At 40.9% G+C, this 22,207-nt stretch carries 19 protein-coding genes; 14 read left to right on the top strand and 5 right to left on the bottom strand.

Annotated features, from left to right (window positions below):
- Positions 1-5: 5 nt before the first annotated feature.
- Positions 6-1,118: a BT_3928 family protein gene (locus tag P2W71_RS03595; protein WP_276367120.1), complete on the bottom strand. Its 1,113-nt coding sequence runs from the start codon at positions 1,116-1,118 to the stop codon at positions 6-8.
- 46 nt (positions 1,119-1,164) lie between these two features.
- Positions 1,165-1,704, bottom strand: coding sequence for a DUF1599 domain-containing protein (locus P2W71_RS03600; RefSeq protein WP_276367123.1), 540 nt, complete (start codon positions 1,702-1,704; stop codon positions 1,165-1,167).
- A 59-nt stretch (positions 1,705-1,763) separates the two neighbouring features.
- On the opposite strand from P2W71_RS03600, the gene folP reads away from it, so the two are divergent.
- From folP to P2W71_RS03620, 4 genes are all read left to right on the top strand, one after another.
- Positions 1,764-2,648 (top strand): dihydropteroate synthase, encoded by an 885-nt coding sequence (gene folP, locus P2W71_RS03605; protein WP_276367127.1) that lies wholly within the window; start codon positions 1,764-1,766, stop codon positions 2,646-2,648.
- Positions 2,649-2,699: 51 nt separating this feature from the next.
- Positions 2,700-3,563 (top strand): diadenylate cyclase CdaA, encoded by an 864-nt coding sequence (gene cdaA / locus P2W71_RS03610; RefSeq protein WP_276367130.1) that lies wholly within the window; start codon positions 2,700-2,702, stop codon positions 3,561-3,563.
- A 154-nt stretch (positions 3,564-3,717) separates the two neighbouring features.
- Positions 3,718-6,954 (top strand): caspase family protein, encoded by a 3,237-nt coding sequence (locus tag P2W71_RS03615; RefSeq protein WP_276367134.1) that lies wholly within the window; start codon positions 3,718-3,720, stop codon positions 6,952-6,954.
- Positions 6,955-7,042: 88 nt separating this feature from the next.
- A complete protein-coding gene (locus P2W71_RS03620) occupies positions 7,043-7,495 on the top strand; it encodes a hypothetical protein (RefSeq protein ID WP_276367137.1) in 453 nt (150 codons plus the stop codon).
- A 103-nt stretch (positions 7,496-7,598) separates the two neighbouring features.
- Here P2W71_RS03620 and kbl read toward each other — a convergent pair whose 3' ends face one another.
- Both kbl and P2W71_RS03630 read right to left on the bottom strand, forming a co-directional pair.
- Complete coding sequence (kbl, locus tag P2W71_RS03625) at positions 7,599-8,795, bottom strand: glycine C-acetyltransferase (protein WP_276367139.1); 1,197 nt, start codon at positions 8,793-8,795, stop codon at positions 7,599-7,601.
- Positions 8,796-8,800: 5 nt separating this feature from the next.
- Positions 8,801-9,127 (bottom strand): hypothetical protein, encoded by a 327-nt coding sequence (locus P2W71_RS03630; RefSeq protein ID WP_276369073.1) that lies wholly within the window; start codon positions 9,125-9,127, stop codon positions 8,801-8,803.
- A 78-nt stretch (positions 9,128-9,205) separates the two neighbouring features.
- Between P2W71_RS03630 and P2W71_RS03635 the strand changes: the two genes are divergently transcribed.
- Positions 9,206-10,147, top strand: a complete 942-nt coding sequence (locus P2W71_RS03635) for an NAD-dependent epimerase/dehydratase family protein (protein WP_276367141.1) — start codon at positions 9,206-9,208, stop codon at positions 10,145-10,147.
- Here P2W71_RS03635 and P2W71_RS03640 read toward each other — a convergent pair.
- The gene (locus P2W71_RS03640; protein WP_276367144.1) at positions 10,144-11,523 is read right to left on the bottom strand and encodes a T9SS type A sorting domain-containing protein; all 1,380 of its coding nucleotides are present in this window, start codon (positions 11,521-11,523) and stop codon (positions 10,144-10,146) included. The genes P2W71_RS03635 and P2W71_RS03640 overlap by 4 nt on opposite strands.
- A gap of 289 nt (positions 11,524-11,812) precedes the next feature.
- Here P2W71_RS03640 and P2W71_RS03645 point away from each other — a divergent pair, with 289 nt between their 5' ends.
- From P2W71_RS03645 to P2W71_RS03685, 9 genes are all read left to right on the top strand, one after another.
- Positions 11,813-12,589, top strand: coding sequence for an enoyl-CoA hydratase-related protein (locus P2W71_RS03645; protein ID WP_276367146.1), 777 nt, complete (start codon positions 11,813-11,815; stop codon positions 12,587-12,589).
- Positions 12,590-12,673: 84 nt separating this feature from the next.
- A complete protein-coding gene (locus P2W71_RS03650; protein ID WP_276367148.1) occupies positions 12,674-14,116 on the top strand; it encodes a polysaccharide biosynthesis C-terminal domain-containing protein in 1,443 nt (480 codons plus the stop codon).
- A 41-nt stretch (positions 14,117-14,157) separates the two neighbouring features.
- Positions 14,158-15,168 (top strand): sugar phosphate nucleotidyltransferase, encoded by a 1,011-nt coding sequence (locus P2W71_RS03655; protein ID WP_276367151.1) that lies wholly within the window; start codon positions 14,158-14,160, stop codon positions 15,166-15,168.
- Positions 15,165-16,934 (top strand): tetratricopeptide repeat protein, encoded by a 1,770-nt coding sequence (locus tag P2W71_RS03660; protein ID WP_276367154.1) that lies wholly within the window; start codon positions 15,165-15,167, stop codon positions 16,932-16,934. The genes P2W71_RS03655 and P2W71_RS03660 overlap by 4 nt, the downstream gene beginning before the upstream one ends.
- Positions 16,927-17,682, top strand: coding sequence for a DUF4292 domain-containing protein (locus P2W71_RS03665; RefSeq protein WP_276367156.1), 756 nt, complete (start codon positions 16,927-16,929; stop codon positions 17,680-17,682). Before P2W71_RS03660 ends, P2W71_RS03665 begins: the two co-directional genes overlap by 8 nt.
- Positions 17,669-18,850: a peptidoglycan DD-metalloendopeptidase family protein gene (locus tag P2W71_RS03670; protein ID WP_276367157.1), complete on the top strand. Its 1,182-nt coding sequence runs from the start codon at positions 17,669-17,671 to the stop codon at positions 18,848-18,850. Before P2W71_RS03665 ends, P2W71_RS03670 begins: the two co-directional genes overlap by 14 nt.
- Before the next feature lie 221 nt (positions 18,851-19,071).
- Positions 19,072-19,284, top strand: coding sequence for a twin-arginine translocase TatA/TatE family subunit (locus tag P2W71_RS03675; protein WP_276367158.1), 213 nt, complete (start codon positions 19,072-19,074; stop codon positions 19,282-19,284).
- A gap of 7 nt (positions 19,285-19,291) precedes the next feature.
- Positions 19,292-20,716, top strand: a complete 1,425-nt coding sequence (gene gatA / locus P2W71_RS03680) for an Asp-tRNA(Asn)/Glu-tRNA(Gln) amidotransferase subunit GatA (RefSeq protein WP_276367161.1) — start codon at positions 19,292-19,294, stop codon at positions 20,714-20,716.
- A 5-nt stretch (positions 20,717-20,721) separates the two neighbouring features.
- A complete protein-coding gene (locus P2W71_RS03685) occupies positions 20,722-22,179 on the top strand; it encodes a lytic transglycosylase domain-containing protein (RefSeq protein ID WP_276367162.1) in 1,458 nt (485 codons plus the stop codon).
- Positions 22,180-22,207: the final 28 nt, after the last annotated feature.

Below are 22,207 nucleotides of genomic sequence, written 5' to 3' on the forward strand. Positions count from 1 at the left end.
TGTCCTTACTCGGTAGCTATCGTAAGTACTTCTTCAGCGGTAGGTGTATCGTTGTTATGCCACATCCCTTTCACGGTACCATTTACCCAAAGCGTAATTCCCGGATTTGAGCGCACAATTGTTTTTAATACTGTCGCATCAGCAAAATAATACGGTATGGCTAACTGATTCTCATGGCGGAATGCCTCGAATTGCTCCGATCTCGAAGCCGTAAGCGCCATCATTTCAATCTTGCCATCAAGCGATTTAATCAGCGAACTGATTTTATCAATATTTTTGGTAGATGCTTTCGCAGCATCATAAATGATAAATAACAATTTAGGTCCTTCGAACGTACTTTGAGTTATATCCTCACCTTCCACGCTTGAAACTGCATAGTCGGTTATTTTGGCCTTTGTTTTTTCCTCATTGGTTTGCTCAACGCCAACGTACTTATACTGTAGCGTATCCGTTAAGTACTTTTCAGATTTGATTTGTTTCCCATTTTCCTTTTTCAGAAACGTATATTCAAAAATCGGTTGTTCCGGAGGCAGCATTTGCTGTGGGATATTGTTCCCAATACGATAGGCTCTGAAATCGATAAATGGCAAGTGAAGCACTGCATAAATGCCAAGCACCAAACTGATAACGGTGGTAAAACCTATTACGGCATGGCCTTGCAGGGTGTACAATACAGGGCGATATTTTTTTCGATACCAAAAAAGATGAAGTATAAAAACAACCAGAATGATATCCTTGATAAATGATTCCCATGGTGTTAATTTAATTGCATCACCAAAACATCCGCAATCGGTGACTTTATTGAAGTACGCTGAATAAAATGTGAGGAAAGTGAAAAATATGATGAGCGCTAAAAGAACTTTCGTAGTGATCTCCATACGATAATTGATGAGCACCGCTACACCAAGTACAACCTCCAGCACGATGAGAAACATGCCGATTTCCAGTGCATAGGGTTTGAAGATGAGAAAAAATGAACCAAAATCCTGTCCAAATACCTCGAAGTATTCCTCCAGTTTTATTTCCGTTCCAATCGGGTCATTAAGTTTGATGAGACCAGAAAAAATAAAAAGTCCTCCTACAAAATACCTCGAAAACTGGTCAATGATTTTTCTCATACATTCTTTTTAGTTAGAGATAAAAAATGGAAGCTTGAGATTGCGCCTAAGCTTTCAATTTAATCAACGCGAACACTGCATAATTGATCATGTCCTGATAATTTGCTTTTACACCTTCGCTTACAAGGGTTCTTCCATTGTTATCTTCGATTTGCTTTACCCGCAACAGTTTCATAAGTATAATATCAGTAATGGAAGTTACCCGCATTTCGCGCCAGGCTTCACCATAGTCATGGTTTTTATTTTGCAGCAATTCAAAAGTCTCCTTTGATGCCCGCTCATAATAAGGCTCCAGTTCTTCGTAAGTCATTTCCAGTGTAGTAGAATCATTCAACTGCATTTGAATCAAAGCGATGATACAATAATTGATTATGCCTACAAATTCGTCCTTGATAGGTTCATCTACCCGTTGTGTGCCCTTCTCCTGGATACTTCGAATTCGTTGCGCCTTTATAAATATCTGATCGGTAATCGATGGTAAGCGTAGAATGCGCCACGCTGTGCCATAATCACGGGTTTTTTTTTCAAACAGGGCTTTGCAGGTGGTCATCACCTCAGTGTACTCTTGGGTAGTTTTTTCGATCAAGGGGATAATTTTAGAGGGCAAACTTCTTAATTTGAATCAGAATTCCATCATAACACACTATGAAATCCAGGGTCGAAAATAAAATATTTTATACAAATCAGACATTAAACATCTGTGGACGGCTGATATCTTTTGACAACCCCAAAATAATGGGCATTTTGAATATCACCCCCGATAGCTTTTATGATGGAGGTCGGTATGATTCCGAAGGCGTGATCCTTTCACAGGTAGAACGGATGATGAAAGAAGGTGCCACTTTTATTGATGTGGGTGGCTACTCTTCACGGCCCGGTGCGGACGAAATACCAGTGGAAGAAGAAACACGACGCATAACAAACGCCATTCAGGTCATCAAAAAAAAAATCCCGGAAGCTGTTATTTCCATTGATACCTTCCGTAGCGAGGTTGCCTATGCAGCCGTGAACGAAGGCGCCGCTATGATCAACGACATTAGTGGCGGTGAACTTGACACTGCCATGTTTGAGATGGTTTCGAAACTCCAGATACCATATGTTATGATGCATATGCGTGGCGATCCTAGAACCATGACGAAGCTAACGGAATATGAAAACGTAGTTAAAGATGTTGCAGATTATTTTCATAGCAAGATTGGGAACCTCAACACGCTGGGTGTAAAAGATATTATCATCGATCCGGGTTTTGGTTTCGCCAAAACAATAGAACAGAATTTTAAACTTCTAAGCGCTCTGGAATACTTTAAAATTTTTGGTAGGCCAATACTAGTCGGCCTATCGCGCAAATCCATGATTTGGAAAACGTTGTCAACCACGCCAGACCTTGCTCTCAACGGAACCACGTGCCTCAACACAATTTCATTGATAAAAGGCGCAAACATTTTAAGGGTTCATGATGTTCGAGAAGCTGCCGAAATCTGTAAACTGATTTCTATGATCGAAATTAAGAGCAACGAAAATCTTTTTTAATATTAATCGTCACTTCATAAATAGTACATCGTACTATACCTTTGTAACACAATGATTTTTCTTTTTAAGATAGGATTTCTTGAAGTAAGCTGGGTTGATTTTATAGATATCGCACTGGTTAGCGTTTTACTCTATCAGGTTTATAAACTCATACGGGGAAGTATTGCCATGAATATCTTCCTCGGCATCCTTGCACTTTACCTGGTGTACCTCATTGTGCGTGCCGCTCAAATGGAATTGCTAGCTACAATTCTAGGACAGTTTATGGGTGTAGGGGTCTTGGCTATGATTATTTTGTTTCAACCCGAGATTCGTAAATTCTTATTGGTAATTGGAAGAGGAACGGAGTTTCGTGAAAATTTTTTCAAGACAATTTCAAATTGGCGAGCGGAATACCATGATGATTTCGACATCAGTGAAGTGATCGAAGCAGTAAAATCGTTAAAAGCCACAAAGACAGGTGCATTGATTGTGTTCTCCCGCGATACAGAATTAAAATTCTATGTCCAGACCGGCGACGAGCTCGACGCTGCTGTCAACAGGCGTCTTCTTCTTTCGATATTTAATAAAAATTCACCACTTCACGACGGTGCAGTTGTTATCTATAAAGGCAGGATAAAAGCCGCACGATGTGTTCTGCCAGTCACGGAAAATGATAATCTTCCTGCTCATTACGGCCTCCGCCACCGGGCCGCAGTTGGAATGTCCGAGAACACAGACACGTTGGTTCTTGCTATTTCGGAAGAAACTGGTAGGCTAATCGTAGCGCGAAATGGAAAATATCTGCGGTTAATCAAACTCAAACACGTTGAAAAGAAAATCTTGGATTATCTCCACAACACGGAACCTGCCCGATGGGAAGAACTATCCAGCGAAGAAGCTGAATCTGCGGAATCATCGACGGCAAGAATATGACGATGTTTAGTCTTGCGTTTAGATGAGGGTGATGGCCATCGTCAGCATAAATTCCTTGCATTATTTTTTTAGGCTGTAAGTTGCAGTTACATCATATTCGGAAACATGATTCATAGATTCCAGCATGTTCTGGACTTTCAACCATAATAATCTCATGAGGTTCACACTTTTTTTAATTTGTTTCCCGTTGCTTTCTTATTCTCAATCCTTGGAAACTGTTATTCAAAAAGGACATGAGTTGGCAGTTGTAACAATTGCAATTAGTCGGGACAGTAATTATGTGGCTACGGGTAGCAAAGACAAATCAGCGAAATTGTGGGAGATGGCTACCGGCCGCGAGGTAAGAAGTTTTCTTGGACACGAGGCAACTGTGACCAGCCTTCAATTTACTCCTGATGGAAAAACACTCATTACTGGAAGCAATGATAAATCTATTTGTTTTTGGGAAGTGTTAACCGGGAAAAGAATCTACTCCATCCAAACAGATGATATTATTACTGACTTGGTCATCGATCCTCTACAACGATTCTTTGTCGTTGCCGGATATGGCAACTCTGGATATGGTGATTCAATAACCGTTTATGATTTGGCCACCCGGAACAAAATAAAACGAATTTCTGCCTCAGCTGATAAAGGGTTGGGAAGTGGAGTAGATTTAGCCATATCCACAGACGGAGGACTCCTTGCCGTTGGTGAAGATAACCGTACTGTGAATCTTTACGACACGAAAAATTGGCGTGCGATCAATACGTTTCAATTTGAAGAAGGATGGTGCGGAGGATGCGGGTCTCGCTCCTTGTTCAGCCCGGATAATAAAAATCTATACATAGCATCACAACATGGGCCAGTCAGAAAGTATGATCTTAGTTCTTACACGCTGATTAAAACCTATACAGACAAGATTGATGGATTGAAGGGCTTTAGTTTAAGTAAGGACGGAAAAACACTGGCAAGCGCAACCGAAAAAGAAATCGTCCTTTGGAACGAATCTACTGGCGATTCAATCAGTGGTATTCAGGCCAAAGAACAAGCAGAGTTTAACGAAATAGAATTTGCCGTAAATAACAAAACGCTGCTCGTTACTTCCGATAACAACACAGCTGTTGCCTGGAATTTCAAGAATAATAAAAACGAGCGGACCCTTACGGGATATCTTAACCAGCGCGATCAAGGCGGTTTGAATTACGATCACAATTTTTACTGGCAATCCGCTATCGCAAAATATATTCGTTTCAAAAATTCTTTGTTGATAAGCAATGATGGAAGGACTTTAATAAAAGGAAAGTTCGGCACAAAAATAAAACGATGGGATATCGCCACAGGGAAAACCATCATGGAATATGTCGGGCATAAGAAGGCTGTATTATGTTACGATCTCTCAAGCGATGGTAAAAGGCTGCTTACCGGTGGCGGTGATGGCAAAATTATCTTATGGGATCTTGACACAGGAGATTCTCTCCAGGTAATACAAACCTATCGCGAACCAATTTTTGATATTCAATTCAGTGCTGATGAAAAAAGGGTAGCTTCCTCAAGTTGGGATGCAACGATGAAAATCCATGATCTTGAGACAAAAAAATTATTGAGCTACTTCGAATTTCAGAACGCCTCAGCATATGACATCATCTTTCATCCAAACGATCTTTATCTCTTCACAGCACGACTAGACAATTCGTTACAAATGTGGGAGACCGATACAAAGAAAGAAGTGAGAAACTTTATCGGTCATACCGACATCATCTCTGGTATACAATTGAGTCAAGATCATCGTTCGCTATTGAGTTCGAGTTGGGATGGAACCATCAGGATCTGGGATGTAGGTACCGGCCTCATGACCAAAAAATTCAAAGGTCATCAAGGTGCAGTGCATTCGATCCTTTTCAGCCCCGATGAAAAATTCGTTTATTCTGCCGGTGCAGATCGCATCGTTCGGCGATGGGATGTTACTTCATCAAAAGTCATTCAAACTTTCGAAGGACACAATGCGGAAATTACAGCTTTAATTTTTAGTCCTGATCATAAAATGCTGATCAGTCACAGTGTTGATGGAGTAACCAAATTTTGGGATTTAAATACAGGGAAAGAATTTTTTGAGCACATTCATTTGGGCGAGAATGACTGGATGGCAAAAAGTCCCGATGGATATTTTAACAGTACTGAGGAAGCAAGAAAATACATACACTTCGTCGACGGCTTAAAAACTTATGCTGTGGATCAGTTCTTCGAAGATTTTTACCGACCTGATTTGCTGCCAAAAATTTTCCAAAACCGGTCAGGCAAATCAGAGACGAAAACGCTTCAAGAAAGTTTGAAAGACTCTCCACCGCCCTCGTTAAAATTAGCGGTGATTCCTTCAACGGTTGGCAAAGCAGAAATTTATGTTCGCATTACTGATAACGGCAAAGGGGCAAAAAACTTGAATCTCTTTCACAATGGAAAAAGCATTGCAATAAATATGGAGTCCCTGACTTTCCCAGGATCCAGGGGTGAGTCCACCACTTACAAACATGAAGTTAATCTGGTCAGCGGATCCAATATTTTTTCCGCCACGGTTAGAAACAGAGACAATATTGAATCAGACATTCAAACAGCTGAATTGTTTTCTGACCACGTTGCCAAAAATAGTACGTGCTATATTTTGGCCGTCGGCATCAATGAATATAAAAACAGTAAGCTCAATTTGAATTTCGCGCGGGCAGATGCCGAATCATTTGGCCAACTTGTCAATGTGCAGAGCCATCAACTTTTTAAAAATGTTGAACTTCATACATTGTATGATAAGAATGCAACACGTCAAAAAATTCTGAATAAATTGGACGAGCTTTCCTTAAAGGTTAGCCAAGAGGATGTATTGATCTTTTACTATGCCGGGCATGGGAGCATGAGTGACAACAAGTTCTTCTTCATACCCACGGAAAGTTCGAGATTGTACGATGCTTCTTCCCTCCACAAAGAGGCTATTGAAGCTACGCTACTCCAGGACAAGTTGAAACATATTAAAGCGTTGAAGCAACTAATTGTTATGGATGCGTGTCAATCAGGCGGATCGGTTGAATTGTTAGCGACAAGAGGGGCCACTGAGGAAAAAGCGATTGCTCAATTATCGAGAAGTGCAGGAATTCATGTAATGGCATCGGCGGGCAGTGAGCAATTTGCTACAGAATTTACTTCATTAGGTCACGGTCTTTTCACTTATGTGCTGATGAAGGGTTTGCAAGGTGGCGCAGATGGAGCCCCGAGAGATGGAAAAGTAACGATCTACGAGTTGAAGTCATACGTTGATGATCAGGTACCGGAGCTTACGAAAAAATTAAAAGGGAATCCGCAATATCCCTTCACATTTTCCAGAGGTCATGATTTTCCCGTAGTAGTTCAACCTGGCACGCAATAAAACATTGACCTGAAAGTTTTATCATAAGGAAACTTTCGGTGACATTTTATCGTAATTTAGTTTTAACATTTTTCAACCTTTAATAAAGATGGTAGAAGCTAGTCCCGTTAAATTTTATTTTGCGAAATATTTTTTTCTCGCATTTAGTTTTCTTCAATGGGCAGTAACCGGTACTATTTTTTTTCAGTATGAGTTTGGCCCTAAAAGCTTTTTCATCGCCTTGCTGTTTTTTACGCTAGGGATGATTTGCTTTACAGTCTACCTGCTCATTAATGAGAAAGTGCGCCGTGTAGCCATTGGAAAAAATAAGATCATCGTTACCGAGGGTGATCGTAATATTCGTTTTGAATGGCCGGAAGTGAAATCATTAAAAATTATTCCCTACTTAAATCTTTACAAGCTGAAGCTAAAAGGTAAAAGGGGTTACATCTATTTTTTCCCCTCGCAGAATATCGACCCGGCGTTTGGTCTTTTGTCAAAAGACACCTCGAAGATGGGTGATATTGTACAAAAGAGAAAAAAGGAATTTGGAATTAAGTGAGCCGGTTAAGTTGTACGCTACGGGAGTTACTTCTTTTCGGATTGCACCTAAAATTAAGATTGACTTTATAGAAATGAATATTCCGAGGCTTCAATGCCTCTTTCTATTTTATCACGCCAAGCTCCTTTCCAACCTCACCAAATGCCTGGATCGCTTTCTCCAAATGAATCTGATCATGAGCAGCCGAAATCTGAACACGTATCCTAGCTTGACCCTTGGCTACAACCGGGAAGAAAAATCCTATAACATAAATTCCTTTCGTCAATAGTTTTTCGGCAAAAGTTTGCGCGAGTGAGGCTTCATAAAGCATTACAGGAACGATGGGATGCTCGCCGGGCTTTATGTCAAAACCCACACGCTTGATTTCGCTCCGAAAATATTTGGTATTTTTTTCAAGTTTGTCGCGCAGTGCAGTTGTTTCTGACAACATTTTAAAAACTTCAATTGAGGCTCCCGTTATCGAAGGTGCCAGCGTGTTAGAAAAAAGGTAAGGGCGTGAGTGTTGACGAAGCAGCTCAATAATCTCTTTCCTGCCCGAGGTAAAACCTCCTGATGCACCTCCAAGCGACTTTCCTAAGGTGCCGGTGATGATATCCACACGATCCATTACACCTCTGTACTCGTGCACTCCTCTCCCCGTTTTGCCTACAAAGCCCGTTGCGTGCGATTCGTCCGTCATCACCACAGCTTCATATTGATCGGCTAAGTCACAAATTTCATCAAGCTTCGCTATTGTTCCGTCCATGGAAAATACGCCATCAGTGACAATGATTATCTGCTTAGCATTTGCTGCCTTTGCCTGCTCAAGTTGTTGGCGTAAATCCGACATGTCGTTATGCTTGTAGCGATAGCGCATCGCTTTGCAAAGGCGAACTCCATCAATGATTGAAGCATGGTTCAATTCATCAGAAATGATGGCATCCTCGCTACTAAACAATGGTTCAAACACCCCGCCGTTCGCATCAAATGCGGCAGCATACAAAATGGTATCTTCCGTTTTTAAAAACTCAGAAATCTTTCCTTCCAATTCTTTATGGATGTCTTGTGTGCCACATATAAATCGGACTGAGGACATTCCAAACCCATGTGTGTCAATGGTGTGTTTCGCGGCTTCAATGACACGTGGATGAGCTGAGAGTCCCAGATAATTATTTGCACAAAAGTTAATAACCTCCTGGCCCTCCGTCGTTTTTATAACCGCTCCTTGCGGAGTTGTAATTATTCTTTCTTTTTTAAAGAGATTAAGGTCTTTAATCTGCTGAATTTGTTTCTGTAAAAACGGCTGGAGTTTTTGATACATGCTTGCTAAGACATTTTTGGTTTAGGTTTGAAAACAGGTTTAGGTATCGACGGTTTAGGATTACCTGCCGAAGTGGTAACGGGTTTGGGTTCAACGCCAGGGGTAGCTGACGCAGGCGGAGGTGTTGCCGTGTTCAGTTCTATTTTTTCAGGAATAGATTTTAAGGGGTATTTTCTCCTGATCGGATTGATCAAGTTAAGCTTCTGAACTGTAAAACTATTGGGATGCATTTGTTCAAATTCATACCTCCAGCTTTTCCAAAGCTCAGGCTCCGCAGTTTGAAAGGCGGCAGAATCAATTCTCTTCGAGGTCAAGTAAGTTTCCAGATCCACAACGCTAATTTACAAAAGCTTTGGCCAACTGAGAGAAGCCTTGCCCTAAATTTGTAATTTGACGCACGATTGTAAAACATGAAAAAAGAAAAAATTCTTGTCACGGGAGCAGGCGGGCAGTTGGGATCTGAACTCATTTCAGGTCTTTGGAAATATTATGGTAAGGAAAATGTTATTGCAACCGATATAAAGGAGCCGCAGGGAATCCTGTCGGAAGGAAATTTTGAAATACTGGATGTCCTGAAGACTTCAAATCTGTCGGCATTACTCAAAAAAAATCGTTTCACGCAGATTTATCATTTAGCAGCCATGCTTTCTGCAGCGGGCGAAAAAAATCCAAAGATGGCATGGCGCCTGAATATGGAGAGCTTGATCAATGTCCTTGATGCGGCGGTGGAATTTAAAATAGAAAAAGTGTATTGGCCAAGTTCCATTGCAGTGTTTGGTCCATCCACACCAAAAGTTGAAACGCCGCAGCACACCATCATGGATCCTATAACGATCTATGGAATTAGTAAACAGGCTGGAGAACGGTGGTGCGAATGGTATTATAAAAATCACGGTTTGGATGTACGCAGCTTACGATATCCAGGCATAATAGGATATAAAACAAAACCAGGTGGAGGCACTACGGATTACGCAGTAGATATTTATTGGAAAGCATTGGCCGACAAAAAATACGAGAGTTTTCTGAAAGCCGATACCTATTTGCCCATGATGTATATGCCTGATGCAGTAAAGGCCACGATAGATTTAATGGAATGTCCAAAAGAAAAAATTACTATACGATCAGCTTATAATATTTCAGGTATGAGTTTTTGTCCTTCAGAAATTGCAAGTGAAATTAAGAAGCATATTTCTGAATTTGAAATAACTTATTTGCCGGATTTTAGACAAGCTATTGCCGACTCATGGCCAAAATCGCTTGATGATTCAATCGCGCAAAAAGATTGGGGATGGCAGCCGGAATATGATCTTAAAAAAATGACGAACGATATCGTGAAAAATCTATCTGTTTAGGGTATGACCACCTTAATAGTTTCTTGTTTATTGGCCGAAAATAGTCTTAGATAATACAAACCAGATTGAATTGAATTAGGTAAGCTAACATCTGTAGTAGATTTTCTTAATTCAGACTGATAAACTGTGTGTCCCAGATGATCCATTAGTCGCACGTCAGTAGGGGTGTTGATATGGTCATTTAGCTCGATTGTAAAACTATGATCGATTAATGGATTTGGATAAACGCGTATACCGTCAGTGTTACTACCATTCACGAAGACAACTTTGGAATATTCAAAAGAGCCATCAAAATCAACACTCTTCAACCTATAATAGTTTTTGCCATTTTTTACTTCTTTATCTAAATATTCATACGCCACATTTATATCCGGCCCTCCCTTACCCTTTACTTGTGCAATTGGTAAAAAGCTTAAGTCTTCTTGGGCTCTTTCGATTTGGAAGTAATCAAAATCTTTTTCCATTGAGGTATTCCAAACAAGTTGAACGCCTTGAGCAACTTGTTCAGCCTCAAATCTTAACAATTTTATTGGAAGCGAGGAAGTACACGTCGTTCCCGAAGCAATACCTGATCCGCCGATTTCAATTTTCGCATTTAAGCAGCTTAGTGATTGCGGCGTTGCTGAACCACAGTCGCTTATACCGCGCCAAGCATTACCTCCAGTATCAACTGTCCCAGAGCCTCCATTATTAGGAAGATCAAAAAACAACGACGACGTGCCGCAAAATACATATCCCTGAAGTGTATAAAGACTAGCAGGTATGTTAGTGCCGGAGAAACTAACATTATAGTTCAGCCTAACATCATAGTTATAGCCCCATGTACAAGGCGAGGTTTCAACTAGGATCTGTGTTGCCCACACATTAATATAAACTTTATATCCGTCAGTCGATGTTATTGTACACGAACCTAGGGAAGTATAACAACCGCACCCTGACGTTCCTTCTCCAGAAACCGGTGTATGCCCATTACTTACATAACTGGGGCCTGTAATATTTCCTAGACTTCCCGTATACTCTGACGGCCCCGTCCCAATTGATAATTGATCAGAACTACCGTTCCCAAGAATTTGAGCGCCCGACTCAATAATCACTTTCGAAGTGGCACTGAGACTCATTTTACCATTGCTACTCAAATCTAACGTTCCAAGTATAATCAAAAACATGTAAGTTGAATTGCTATATAAATTAGATGACACTGAAATTGTATTGGCGTTTTGTATAATTACTGTGTCGTTTGCCACCGGTACGACGCCTCCTACCCAACTACCAGTAGCCGTCCAGTTACCATTTCCCGCAGAATAAATCTTCCGCGCGAAAGATGAGCTTGAGATACTTAGCACTAGTAACCCGATAAAAATTGCCTTGAGTCGCATTGTAGTTAAATGATTTTGCATCAATTACACAAGAAACCCGCCAAAACACGGTAGCACATTGGTGTAGATCAAAACAGTGTATGAATTCTATATCATTAGGCTTTTTTGAGGCTATCTGCCAAAACCGGGGTTAATACCTTTCCGCGAAATCCCGGAACCGAGGCCCATTCTGGGACGCCAGAGACCAGATCAGATATCATTTTTCAAATCACCTTTTTAATAAATTCCTTTTTCCAGAACAAAAAGCTCAATAAGTTGCGTTAATCACTAAGAAGTAAAGTGCAGCCCTATGAGAAACTTTCAGATCCAATACAGCAATAAGGTTTTAACCGTAACGATTTCTCGTCCAAAAGCTTTAAATGCTTTGAATGCCGAGCTATTAGAGGAACTAAACGATATCATCCAGGAACTTTACCAAAACAATGATACCAGGGGTCTTATTCTTACTGGCGATGGCGACAAAGCTTTTGTAGCAGGTGCCGATATAAAAGAATTGGCCCTGTTAACCCAGGAGCAAGCCCTGGAACTTGCAAAAAGCGGACAAGCACTGTTTAAGAAAATTGAAGACTGCCCTAAACCAATTATCGCCGCGGTTAACGGTTTTGCATTGGGTGGTGGATGCGAGTTAGCGATGTCTTGTCATATCAGAATAGCAACAGAAAACGCAAAATTTGGCCAACCCGAAATAAACCTGGGCATCATCCCCGGCTACGGTGGCACTCAGCGATTAACGCAGTTGGTAGGAAGAGGCAAAGCATTGGAACTGATGCTTACCGCTGATCAAATTTCCGCGCAAGAAGCGAAGTTGCTCGGTTTAGTCAATCATGTTGTTTCCAATCGTGATGAATTAATGTCGACGGCTAATGCTATTATGAATAAGATCGTAAGCAAAAGTCCGCTGGCCGTAGCGAACATTATCAAAAGCGTAAACGCAGGCTTTGGATTTGAGAACGCCGGGTACGCGACAGAGGCAGAATGCTTCGCCGCTAGCACTGCCACCAATGATTTTAAAGAAGGGACAAAGTCTTTTATCGAAAAACGTCAGCCAAGTTTTACGGGCAGGTAGTTGTTTGTCGCCGTTTGTAACAATTGTTTGATCAATCAAACTAATTTAGCCGAACGATTAGAAGCTAACGTATAACGGCTAACGATGGGCAAACTTAAAAGACTGGCAGGTGAGACTGTCCTCTATGGATTAGGAAGTATCGTTCCTCGTTTCCTGAACTTTTTATTAGTACGTCTACACACAGATGTTTTCTTACCGGAAGAATATGGGATTATAACCAAGATTTTATCCTATGTAGCGGTAGTCAACATCATCTTCATGTTTGGTATGGAGACGGCATACTTTCGATATGCAACCAAACCAGGCGCGAATGAAAAAAGGATATTTGACCTGGCTCAAACAGTCGTTATCTCGATTAGCCTGTTTCTGTCTATCATCCTGATTGTAAAAGCCAACGCCATCGCGGATGTCATGGACATCGGTGGACGCGGCACACTGATCATCTGGTTTGCCATCATCATGTTTATTGATGCCGTTGTAGCGATTCCCTTTGCCCGCCTGCGATTACAAAAGAAACCGATCCCCTTTGCGGTAGGAAAAATTCTTAACATTCTCATCTTAATAGGATTGAATGTTTACTTTCTAAAAGTCGTGTATGACCCTTCCATCGGTATAGAATATATCGCCCTTGCCAACTTATTTGCCAACGCATTTTATCTTTTGATTTTCGGACGAACATTAATTTCATGGCGGCCATCATTCGACAAAGAAATTTCCATGTCCATGTTTAGTTATGCGTACCCAATCATGATAACCGGTTTGGCAGGGATGACAAGCGAGATGTTTTCGCGGCAAACCTTGGATTGGTGGCTTCCAGAAAATTATTACCCAGGCCAAACCCCTAAATATGCACTGGGAATTTTTAGCGCCTGCTATAAATTGTCAGTACTCATGGGGTTGGCCATCCAGGCATTCCGTTATGCCGCTGAACCCTTCTTTTTTTCAAATGCAGCCGACAAACAGTCTCCTGAGCTTTTCGCGAGAGTCAACCATTATTTTGTCATTGTCTGTTGTGTGTTGCTGTTGGGGGTAGGAATCAACCTTGACATATTAAAATATTTTTTGGGTGACGCGAAATATTGGGAAGGCCTTTCTATCGTACCGATCCTTTTATTAGGCTACTTATTCAACGGAGTGTACTATAATTTTTCGATCTGGTTTAAACTAACAGATAAAACATATTACGCAACCATAATAACTATTGTCGGAGCGCTCATTACCATCGCCGCCAATTATGTTTTAATTCCAATTGGGGGTTATATGGGTAGTAGTTGGGCTACACTAATATGCTATCTATCCATGGCTGCCATGTGTTACTTTTTAGGCCAGAAATATTATCCAATACCCTACAATATTCCTAAAAGCCTCGGGTACATATTTGGAACTACGTTGTTAGTGTATCTGACAAACGCAGTGTTCATTGAAAACCAATGGGCTGCGACAACCTTTCACTTTGTAATAATTCTAGCTTATCTTTTCATTGTTTATTTGATTGAAAAGAAAGCGCTACGACCGCTAACAAATTGATTTTTTTCTAGTTTTACTAGTCATCAAAACACCATGATTGCATGAACATTATTATCCCAATGGCCGGCCTCGGCAAGCGTTTACGACCGCACACACTCACCACACCAAAGCCATTGCTACCTATTGCCGGGAAGCCCATTGTGCATCGATTGGTAGAAGACATAGCCAAGGTTTGCCCTGAGAAAATTGACTCCATCGGATTTATTATCCATCCTAGTTTTGGAAAAGAAGTAGAGGACAGCCTGAAAGGAATTGCTAAGGAAGTGGGCGCCACCGGGAAAATCTATTACCAGGATAAAGCAATGGGTATTTCTCATGCATTGTTATTCGCTAAAGAACTTTTTAAAGGTAAAGTTATAGTTGCCTTTGCTGACACCTTGTTTAAAGCTGAATTCAAACTTGATACAACCCAAGACGGAATTATCTGGGTACAGCAGGTTTCCGATCCGTCCCAGTTCGGGGTCGTGCGCCTGGATGGAAGCGGCCAGATTATTGAATTGGTTGAAAAGCCGACCGACTTTGTTTCCGATCTTGCCATTATTGGAATCTATTTCTTTAAAGACGGTGAAGCCTTGGCCAGGGAAATGCAATATCTTATTGATCATGATATAAAGGACAAAGGGGAGTTCCAATTCACGTCAGCGCTTCAAAATTTCAGTAAAAAAGGGGCGAAATTAGTTCCAGGATTAGTTACGGAGTGGCTCGACTGCGGCAATAAAAATGTCACAGTCCAAACTAATCAGCGTTATCTTGAGTTTATCAAAGACCAACCACTTGTTTCAAAAAAAGTCAAACTCATTAATTCATTGATTATACCCCCATGTTTTATTGGCGACGGCGTAATCCTTGAAAATTCCGTGATTGGGCCATATGTTTCTGTGGGTGAGAATTCGCGGGTTGTAGATAGCCGCATCAGGAATTCTATCATTCAAAAAGAAGCGACCCTTCGAAACGCCATGCTTGAAAATAGCATGTTGGGGAATTTCACTATTTTTGAAGGTTCTGTGCAGGACTTAAGTTTGGGAGACTTCAATTCAATAACGCAACATTGAAAATAACAAAGGCAAATAGTATAGTAGGATTAATCGTCGTGCTAATGATTGCAGCACCGCTTTCAGTTTGCGCCCAACGCAAAAAGAAAGAATCAGGAGATGTGTTTGCGTCGGGTTTGAAATTAAGAGAAGCTGAGTTCTATTTTACCGAAGGCGAAAAATTTTTCATTCTGGAAGACTTCGCCAAAGCCCTGTTGTATTATCAGCGTGCATTAGAAATCACGCCCGACAATGCTACCATTCATTACAAGATCGCAGAAGTACTGTCGCGTAGCAATAAACAGGAAGATTTATTGAAAGCCTCCTTCAGTATCGAAAGTGCTTTGAAGCTGGAAAAAAAGAACAAATATTTTTATCTACTAGCAGCAAATATTTACGGAAGTTTGACAAAGTTTGATAAAGCAGCCTGGGCATATGAGACGCTTATTGATGAAGTGGAGGGTACTGAAGAGTATTTATATGAGTTGGCAGCTGTCTACCAATACGCCAACAAATTTGACGAAGCTGTTAAAACCTACAATCGTGCTGAAAATGCATTAGGAGTATCCGAAGTGTCTTCTGTTCAAAAAATGAGGATTCTCATTGAACAAGGTAAACTCAAGGAGGGTATAGCAGAAGGGGAAAAACTGATTAGTACATACCCGGGTGAAGAACGATACATCATGGCCTTTGGAGAGATTCTTTCACAAAAAGGCCACCGAAATGAGGCTATCAAATATCTTGAAAAATTTACCCACGAAAATAAAGATTCCGGCAATGCATTGATGTTGCTGGCAGGTATGTATCGTGACAATAAGCAGGAAGAAAAAGCAAGACCTTTGTTACTTAAACTTTTTGAAGACAACACCATTGAAGTCAGTAGTAAAATTATTATTCTCGCTTCGTACAACACCGAACTGAGTCAAAACAGAGCGAAGAAAATTTCTGATCCCGATAAAGAAAACTTTGCGCTCTTATTGTTTGAAAAACTTAGCCGTGAAAGCTCGACTCATCCAAACGTTCATATTATTGGTGGCGATTTATATTTAGCGACCGGAAAAAACCGTGAAGCCGTTAAACAATATGTGCAGGCAGTGCAGTCTGGAGATGTAAACTATGAAGTATGGCAAAATCTGCTCTACCTTGAAGTTCAGCTAGAACAATTTGATGATGTAATCAAACATGCAGACCAGGCGTTGGAGTTATTTCCTAATCAGGGCATGTTGCATTACTTTCATGGATTCGCACACTTACGCAAACGTCATTACGACGAAGCGGTTTTTTCCCTGGAGCAAGCAAAAAAGTTGACACGTTCAGATCCAAACTTTATGAGCGACATTAGTAATATGCTTGGGGACGCTTATAATTCCATGAAAGTGTACGATAAGTCAGACAAAGCTTATGATGAAGCATTAACATTAAATCCCAACAACAATACAGCGTTGAATAATTACAGTTACTACCTGGCGCTGAGAAAGACCAATCTTGAGAAAGCGGAGAAGATGTCTGCGCTCCTAACAAAAAACGAACCCGAGAATCCAACTTTTCTTGACACTTATGCATGGGTATTATTCACAAGGGAAAAATATAAGGATGCAAAAAAGGTAATCGAACGAGCCATCAGTACCGGAAAAGCCAACGCTACACATTTCGAACACTATGGCGATATTCTTTTTAAACTTGGCGATGTAAACGCTGCTGTTCAGCAATGGGAAAAAGCAAGAGGGATGAACGCCAACAGCGAAATATTAAACAAGAAAATAGCGAACAGAAAAATGTATGAATAAAACGATCGGGCTTATCGTTATTGTATGTTCGACGCTTGTTCTGTCGTGTAGCAAGAAAGTTGTAAGCCCAGTTACACCTTCTTCCTCTACCCCAACACTCTCCATCGAGGAAATTGATTTTGAATATCTTCAGGGGAAGGCTCGTATGGTATTACGCGATTCCAAAAAAGAACGCGATGTAAAAGCAAATATCCGGATACGAAAGGATAGCGTGATCTGGATGACATTTTCTGTGATCGGTGTCCAGGGAGGAAAGGCGCTCATCAACAAAGATTCAATCACCATCGTTAGCAATGTCGACAAAGAATACTATGTTTTCGATTATACTGAACTTTCGAAGCGATATAATTTCGATATTAACTTCGACGTTATTCAAGCTGCAATGCTTGGAAACCTGATTAATCCACGCTCGGACAACGACGAAATTATTCAGGAAACATCTTACTTTGTATTGAAGCAAAACGCAGAAACAATTAGTGTTTCGAATTTTATTAATTCGGCCAGTATGAAGATAGAAAAGGTGGAAATGAAAGAAACCAACACTAATAATTCGCTTGTTCTCAATTACTCAAACTTTCAACCGCTGAGCAATAAGTTATTTCCATACAATGGAACGATCAATGTGTTTTACAAAACGCTTTCCGGGATTTTGAACACAACGATAATTTTCGAATACAACAAAGCTGAAGTTGGTGATAAAGAACTTAAGTTCCCCTTCAATATTCCAAAACGATATGTTCGAAGGTAGAAGTATATTTCTTCTTCTCATATTTTTCTCGCTCGCTTTCTCTGCTTCAGGACAGAAATCAAAATCTCAACTGCAAAAGGAGAAACAGGCGAATCTTGAAAAGATAAAAGAAGTAGAAAAAATCATCGGCGAAACTTCTACCAAAAAGAAAAATTCAGTCGGAGAATTGAATGCACTCAATCAGCGAATCCGGGTTCAGGAAAATCTTATTACGTCGATCAAAGGTGAAATTGATTTTCTGGATTCAGAGATCGTAGAAAACAACGATATTATTAATGCGCTAGAAGATGATTTGGAGAAACTGAAAAAGGAATACATTGCCATGTTATATGCTGCCCAAAAAGCGAGCAATAGTACAACACGTTTAACATTTCTCTTTTCTGCTAAGTCATTTGACCAACTCATTATGCGGCTTCGTTACATGGAGCAATACGGGGAAACCAGAAAACTTCAGGCTGATCAGATAGGTAAAGTTCAGGGAGAACTTTCAGGGCAGGTACAGGTAATTCGCTCGAGGCGCGAAGAGAAAAATAAATTGCTTACAGAAATGGTGACCGAAAACGGAAACCTCACCAACCTGAAGAAAAAACAAAATAGCCTGGTACGGTCGCTGGAACGTGAAGAGAAGAAACTCAGGAAAGATCTTGCAGAAACCAAAAAATTGGTGGCCCGTCTTGACAAGCTCATTGAAGATTTAATACGAGAGGAAATGGAACGTGCAGCTCGTGCAAAATTAGCTGACACTGAAACGCTCTCCAGTTCATTTGAAGAAAACAAAAACAAATTCACTTGGCCCGTTTCATCGGGGTTTGTATCGCAAAAATTTGGACGGCAAAACCATCCTGTGTTGAAAGGCATTGTGCAACAAAACAACGGTGTTAATATTCAGACGAAGGAAAATGAAAAAGTTAAGTCAATTTTTGAAGGTGAAGTGCGCCGCGTCGCCTTCATCCAGGGGCTTGGAAGCACAGTAATTATCAAACACGGAGAGTATCTCACAGTTTATGCCGGTCTGAAAGAGGTGTTTGTTAGAACTGGTCAAAAAGTGGTTACAAATCAGGAAATCGGCAAGATTTTTTCAAATCCGGATGGTGTATCCGAGCTTCGGTTCCAGATTTTCAAGAATACCACTGCATTAGATCCACAGACTTGGCTAAAAAATATGTAAAAGGCGAATTTTACAAGACTATCCTCATTTTTAACCTGATATCATACTTCTAGTCCGATCATGACATACCCCCTAATCCGTTTGATGGTACGTTTTTTTACCCTACTTTTGTTATTCGAATTAAATTATCACAAGAAATCTTGGTGCTGAACTTTTACCCGACCGTAAACAGTTAAACATAAGATTCAAAGAAGATCCATTAAAAATCAATTTTCACTCATATGAATACTACAATATTGTTTTTACAGGGGGTTGGATTCCAGGAAATTCTTCTCATAGGATTATTTGTACTCGTATTCTTCGGCGCAAAGAAAATTCCTGAATTCATGAAAGGCCTTGGTAAAGGTGTGAGGGAATTCAAAGATTCTGTAAAAGACGTCAAGAAAGAGGTCGAAGACGCCAACAACGCAGCAAAAATAGAAGACGGAAAATAGTAAGTTGTTGAAGACATACGCTACACTTCGCGAAATACAACACGATCTGCAGCAAGGAATTCTTTCTACTCAAGATCTGGTCCGTCATCATCTGGAAAACATCAAGGAAAAAGCACATCTGAATGCTTTTCTGAGTGTCTACGACGATGAGGCACTCATGCGTGCAAAAGAAATCGATAAGAAAATCAAAGCAGGGAAAGGCGGCAAACTTGCGGGTCTCGTGGTAGGCTTAAAAGATGTATTGGCTTACGAAGATCACCCCTTGCAAGCGAGTAGTAAAGTCCTGAATGGGTTTATATCCCAATTCAACGGAACAGCAGTACAACGCCTGTTGGATGAAGATGCGGTGATTATCGGGCGACAAAACTGCGATGAATTTGCCATGGGTTCATCTAACGAAAATTCTGCCTTTGGTCCTGTACTGAATGACGCTGATAACACGCGGGTTCCAGGTGGATCTTCGGGGGGATCGGCAGTAGCTGTACAGGCAGATATGTGCCGTGTTTCATTGGGGTCTGATACTGGCGGATCGGTTCGCCAGCCGGCTGCATTCTGTGGAATCATCGGTTTAAAACCGACTTATTCCCGTATCTCAAGATTTGGTTTAATCGCTTATGGATCTTCCTTTGATTGTATCGGAATATTTGGCAAGTCAATAGAAGATGTAGCGTTGGTGCTCGAAGTAATTGCAGGACCAGATGAATCTGACAGTACTGTTTCCCAAAGAGCTGTGCCCTCTTATTCCAATGAGCTTACAAAAGCCAATGGTAAAGGTTACAAGGTAGCGTATGTACGCGAAATTGACGAGTCAACTGGTTTGCAGTCTGAAATAAAGGATAGTATTCAAAAGAAAATCAAAGAAATTAAAGAGGCAGGACATACGGTCGAGGTTATTGACTTTCCTTTGCAAGAATATGTTCTTCCTACCTATTACATTTTAGCAACAGCGGAAGCTAGTTCTAATCTTTCAAGATATGACGGCGTACGGTATGGTTATCGCAGCCCGCAGGTGAATGACCTTAGCTCTCTGTACAAGAAGAGCAGGTCGGAAGGATTTGGCAAAGAAGTCCAACGAAGAATTTTATTAGGCACTTTCGTATTAAGCGCAAGTTATTATGATGCGTATTACACGAAAGCACAAAAAGTAAGACGCCTTATCCGCGACAAAACAAAAGCGATTTTGCAGCGGTACGACTTTATTGTAATGCCTATAACGCCTACAACGGCGTTTAAACTTGGAGAACATACTGATAATCCACTTGAGATGTACTTGGCTGATCTTTTTTCCGTTCAAGCTAATGTAGCAGGCGTACCGGCCATTGCCGTCCCTTGTGGAGTAGATAATAAAGGTTTGCCCATCGGACTGCAGGTTATTGCGGATGACTTTGAAGAGTCAAAACTGTTACATTTTTCAAACTCACTATTGAACTGACCGCGATGAGAAGAATATCTCTGCTTTTTCTGTTCATCATTTTTTCGACATTAGCATTTTGTCAAGTGCAACCGGATTCTGTTGTCGTTGATTCACTTGAAGTCGCTACCGCTGAAGAAGAATTGATCTTTAAAGAAGACACTACTGATTTTGTTTATTTTGCACTACCCAGTCAGTTGGAATACATTCCTGGTGAAGATAGTCCCGAATTATACAGTGACCGTCTGGCCTGTATCGAAAAGAATATGCCTCTCATTTACAATGAGCGCGTACATGCGTTTATCAACTATTTTACAGTAAAGGATCGTGAATATACACGGATGATGATGCGCCGGAAAAATTTGTATTTCCCGATCTTCGAAAAATACCTGGCGAAGTACAAACTTCCTGACGAGTTAAAATATCTTTCCATTATCGAATCGGGATTAAACCCTCGTGCGGTGTCGCGTGTTCGCGCCGTCGGGTTGTGGCAATTCATGTCGGCTACCGGTAAATATTATGGCCTGAACAACGACTGGTACATCGACGAACGAATGGATCCTGAGAAGGCTACCGATTCAGCGTGCCGGTATCTTAGAGATCTCTATAACATGTTTCATGACTGGGAACTCGCACTCGCCGCATACAATACCGGACCGGGTAATGTAAAACGCGCTATCAGAAGATCGGGCTATAAGCGCTCTTTCTGGGAGATATATCCAAATCTTCCACGAGAAACTCGTTCTTATGTTCCCCAGTTTGTAGCCATCACTTATACCATGAATTATCTGGACGAGCATAACTTTTTCGATGAAGGGGAAGAAATGCTTCCGCAGTATGATACACTCCAGGTTTCCCAGTATCTTCATTTTGAAACCTTTGCCAATTTAACGGGTGCATGTATGGAAGATTTACAACGCCTTAATCCTTCCATTCAGCGTAATGCAATTCCTGAGTCAAAGAGAAATTATACACTCTACGTACCTAAAGAAACCAAAGATCTGTTATCCTTAAACCGCTTGGCAATTCTTGATTCTGCCTCTAAGGTTGGAAAAAAAGAGCTTCAGACATTAGCGCAAAATACCGAGGGCAGCACCTATGGAAGAGACAGGATCGTATATAAGGTTAAGAGTGGTGACGTTTTAGGATCGATTGCCATTCGCCATGGCGTTCGTGTAAATGATTTGAGAAAATGGAACAACCTGCGCGGCAACACAATTAGGGTAGGCCAACGGTTAAACATTTGGACGAGACAAAGTTCGGGCTCGACCACTAGTTCTGCGGTACTTGCCTCAAATAAATCAAGTCGTAGTGACACCCCTTCACCGGTCCCCGGGTCAAAGACTTATGTGGTTCAACCTGGTGATACATTGTGGGATATATCTAAAAAATTCGAAGGGCTGACTATTGAAAGAATTAAAAGCCTGAACAAATTAAGCAACGCTAAGATTCAGCCTGGCCAAACTTTGATTATTGGCATTTAATAGCGTTCGCTGTTCTAATCAAAAGTTA

This window comes from Chryseolinea sp. H1M3-3 (assembly GCF_029360725.1).
Taxonomy (GTDB): Bacteria; Bacteroidota; Bacteroidia; order Cytophagales; family Cyclobacteriaceae; genus Chryseolinea.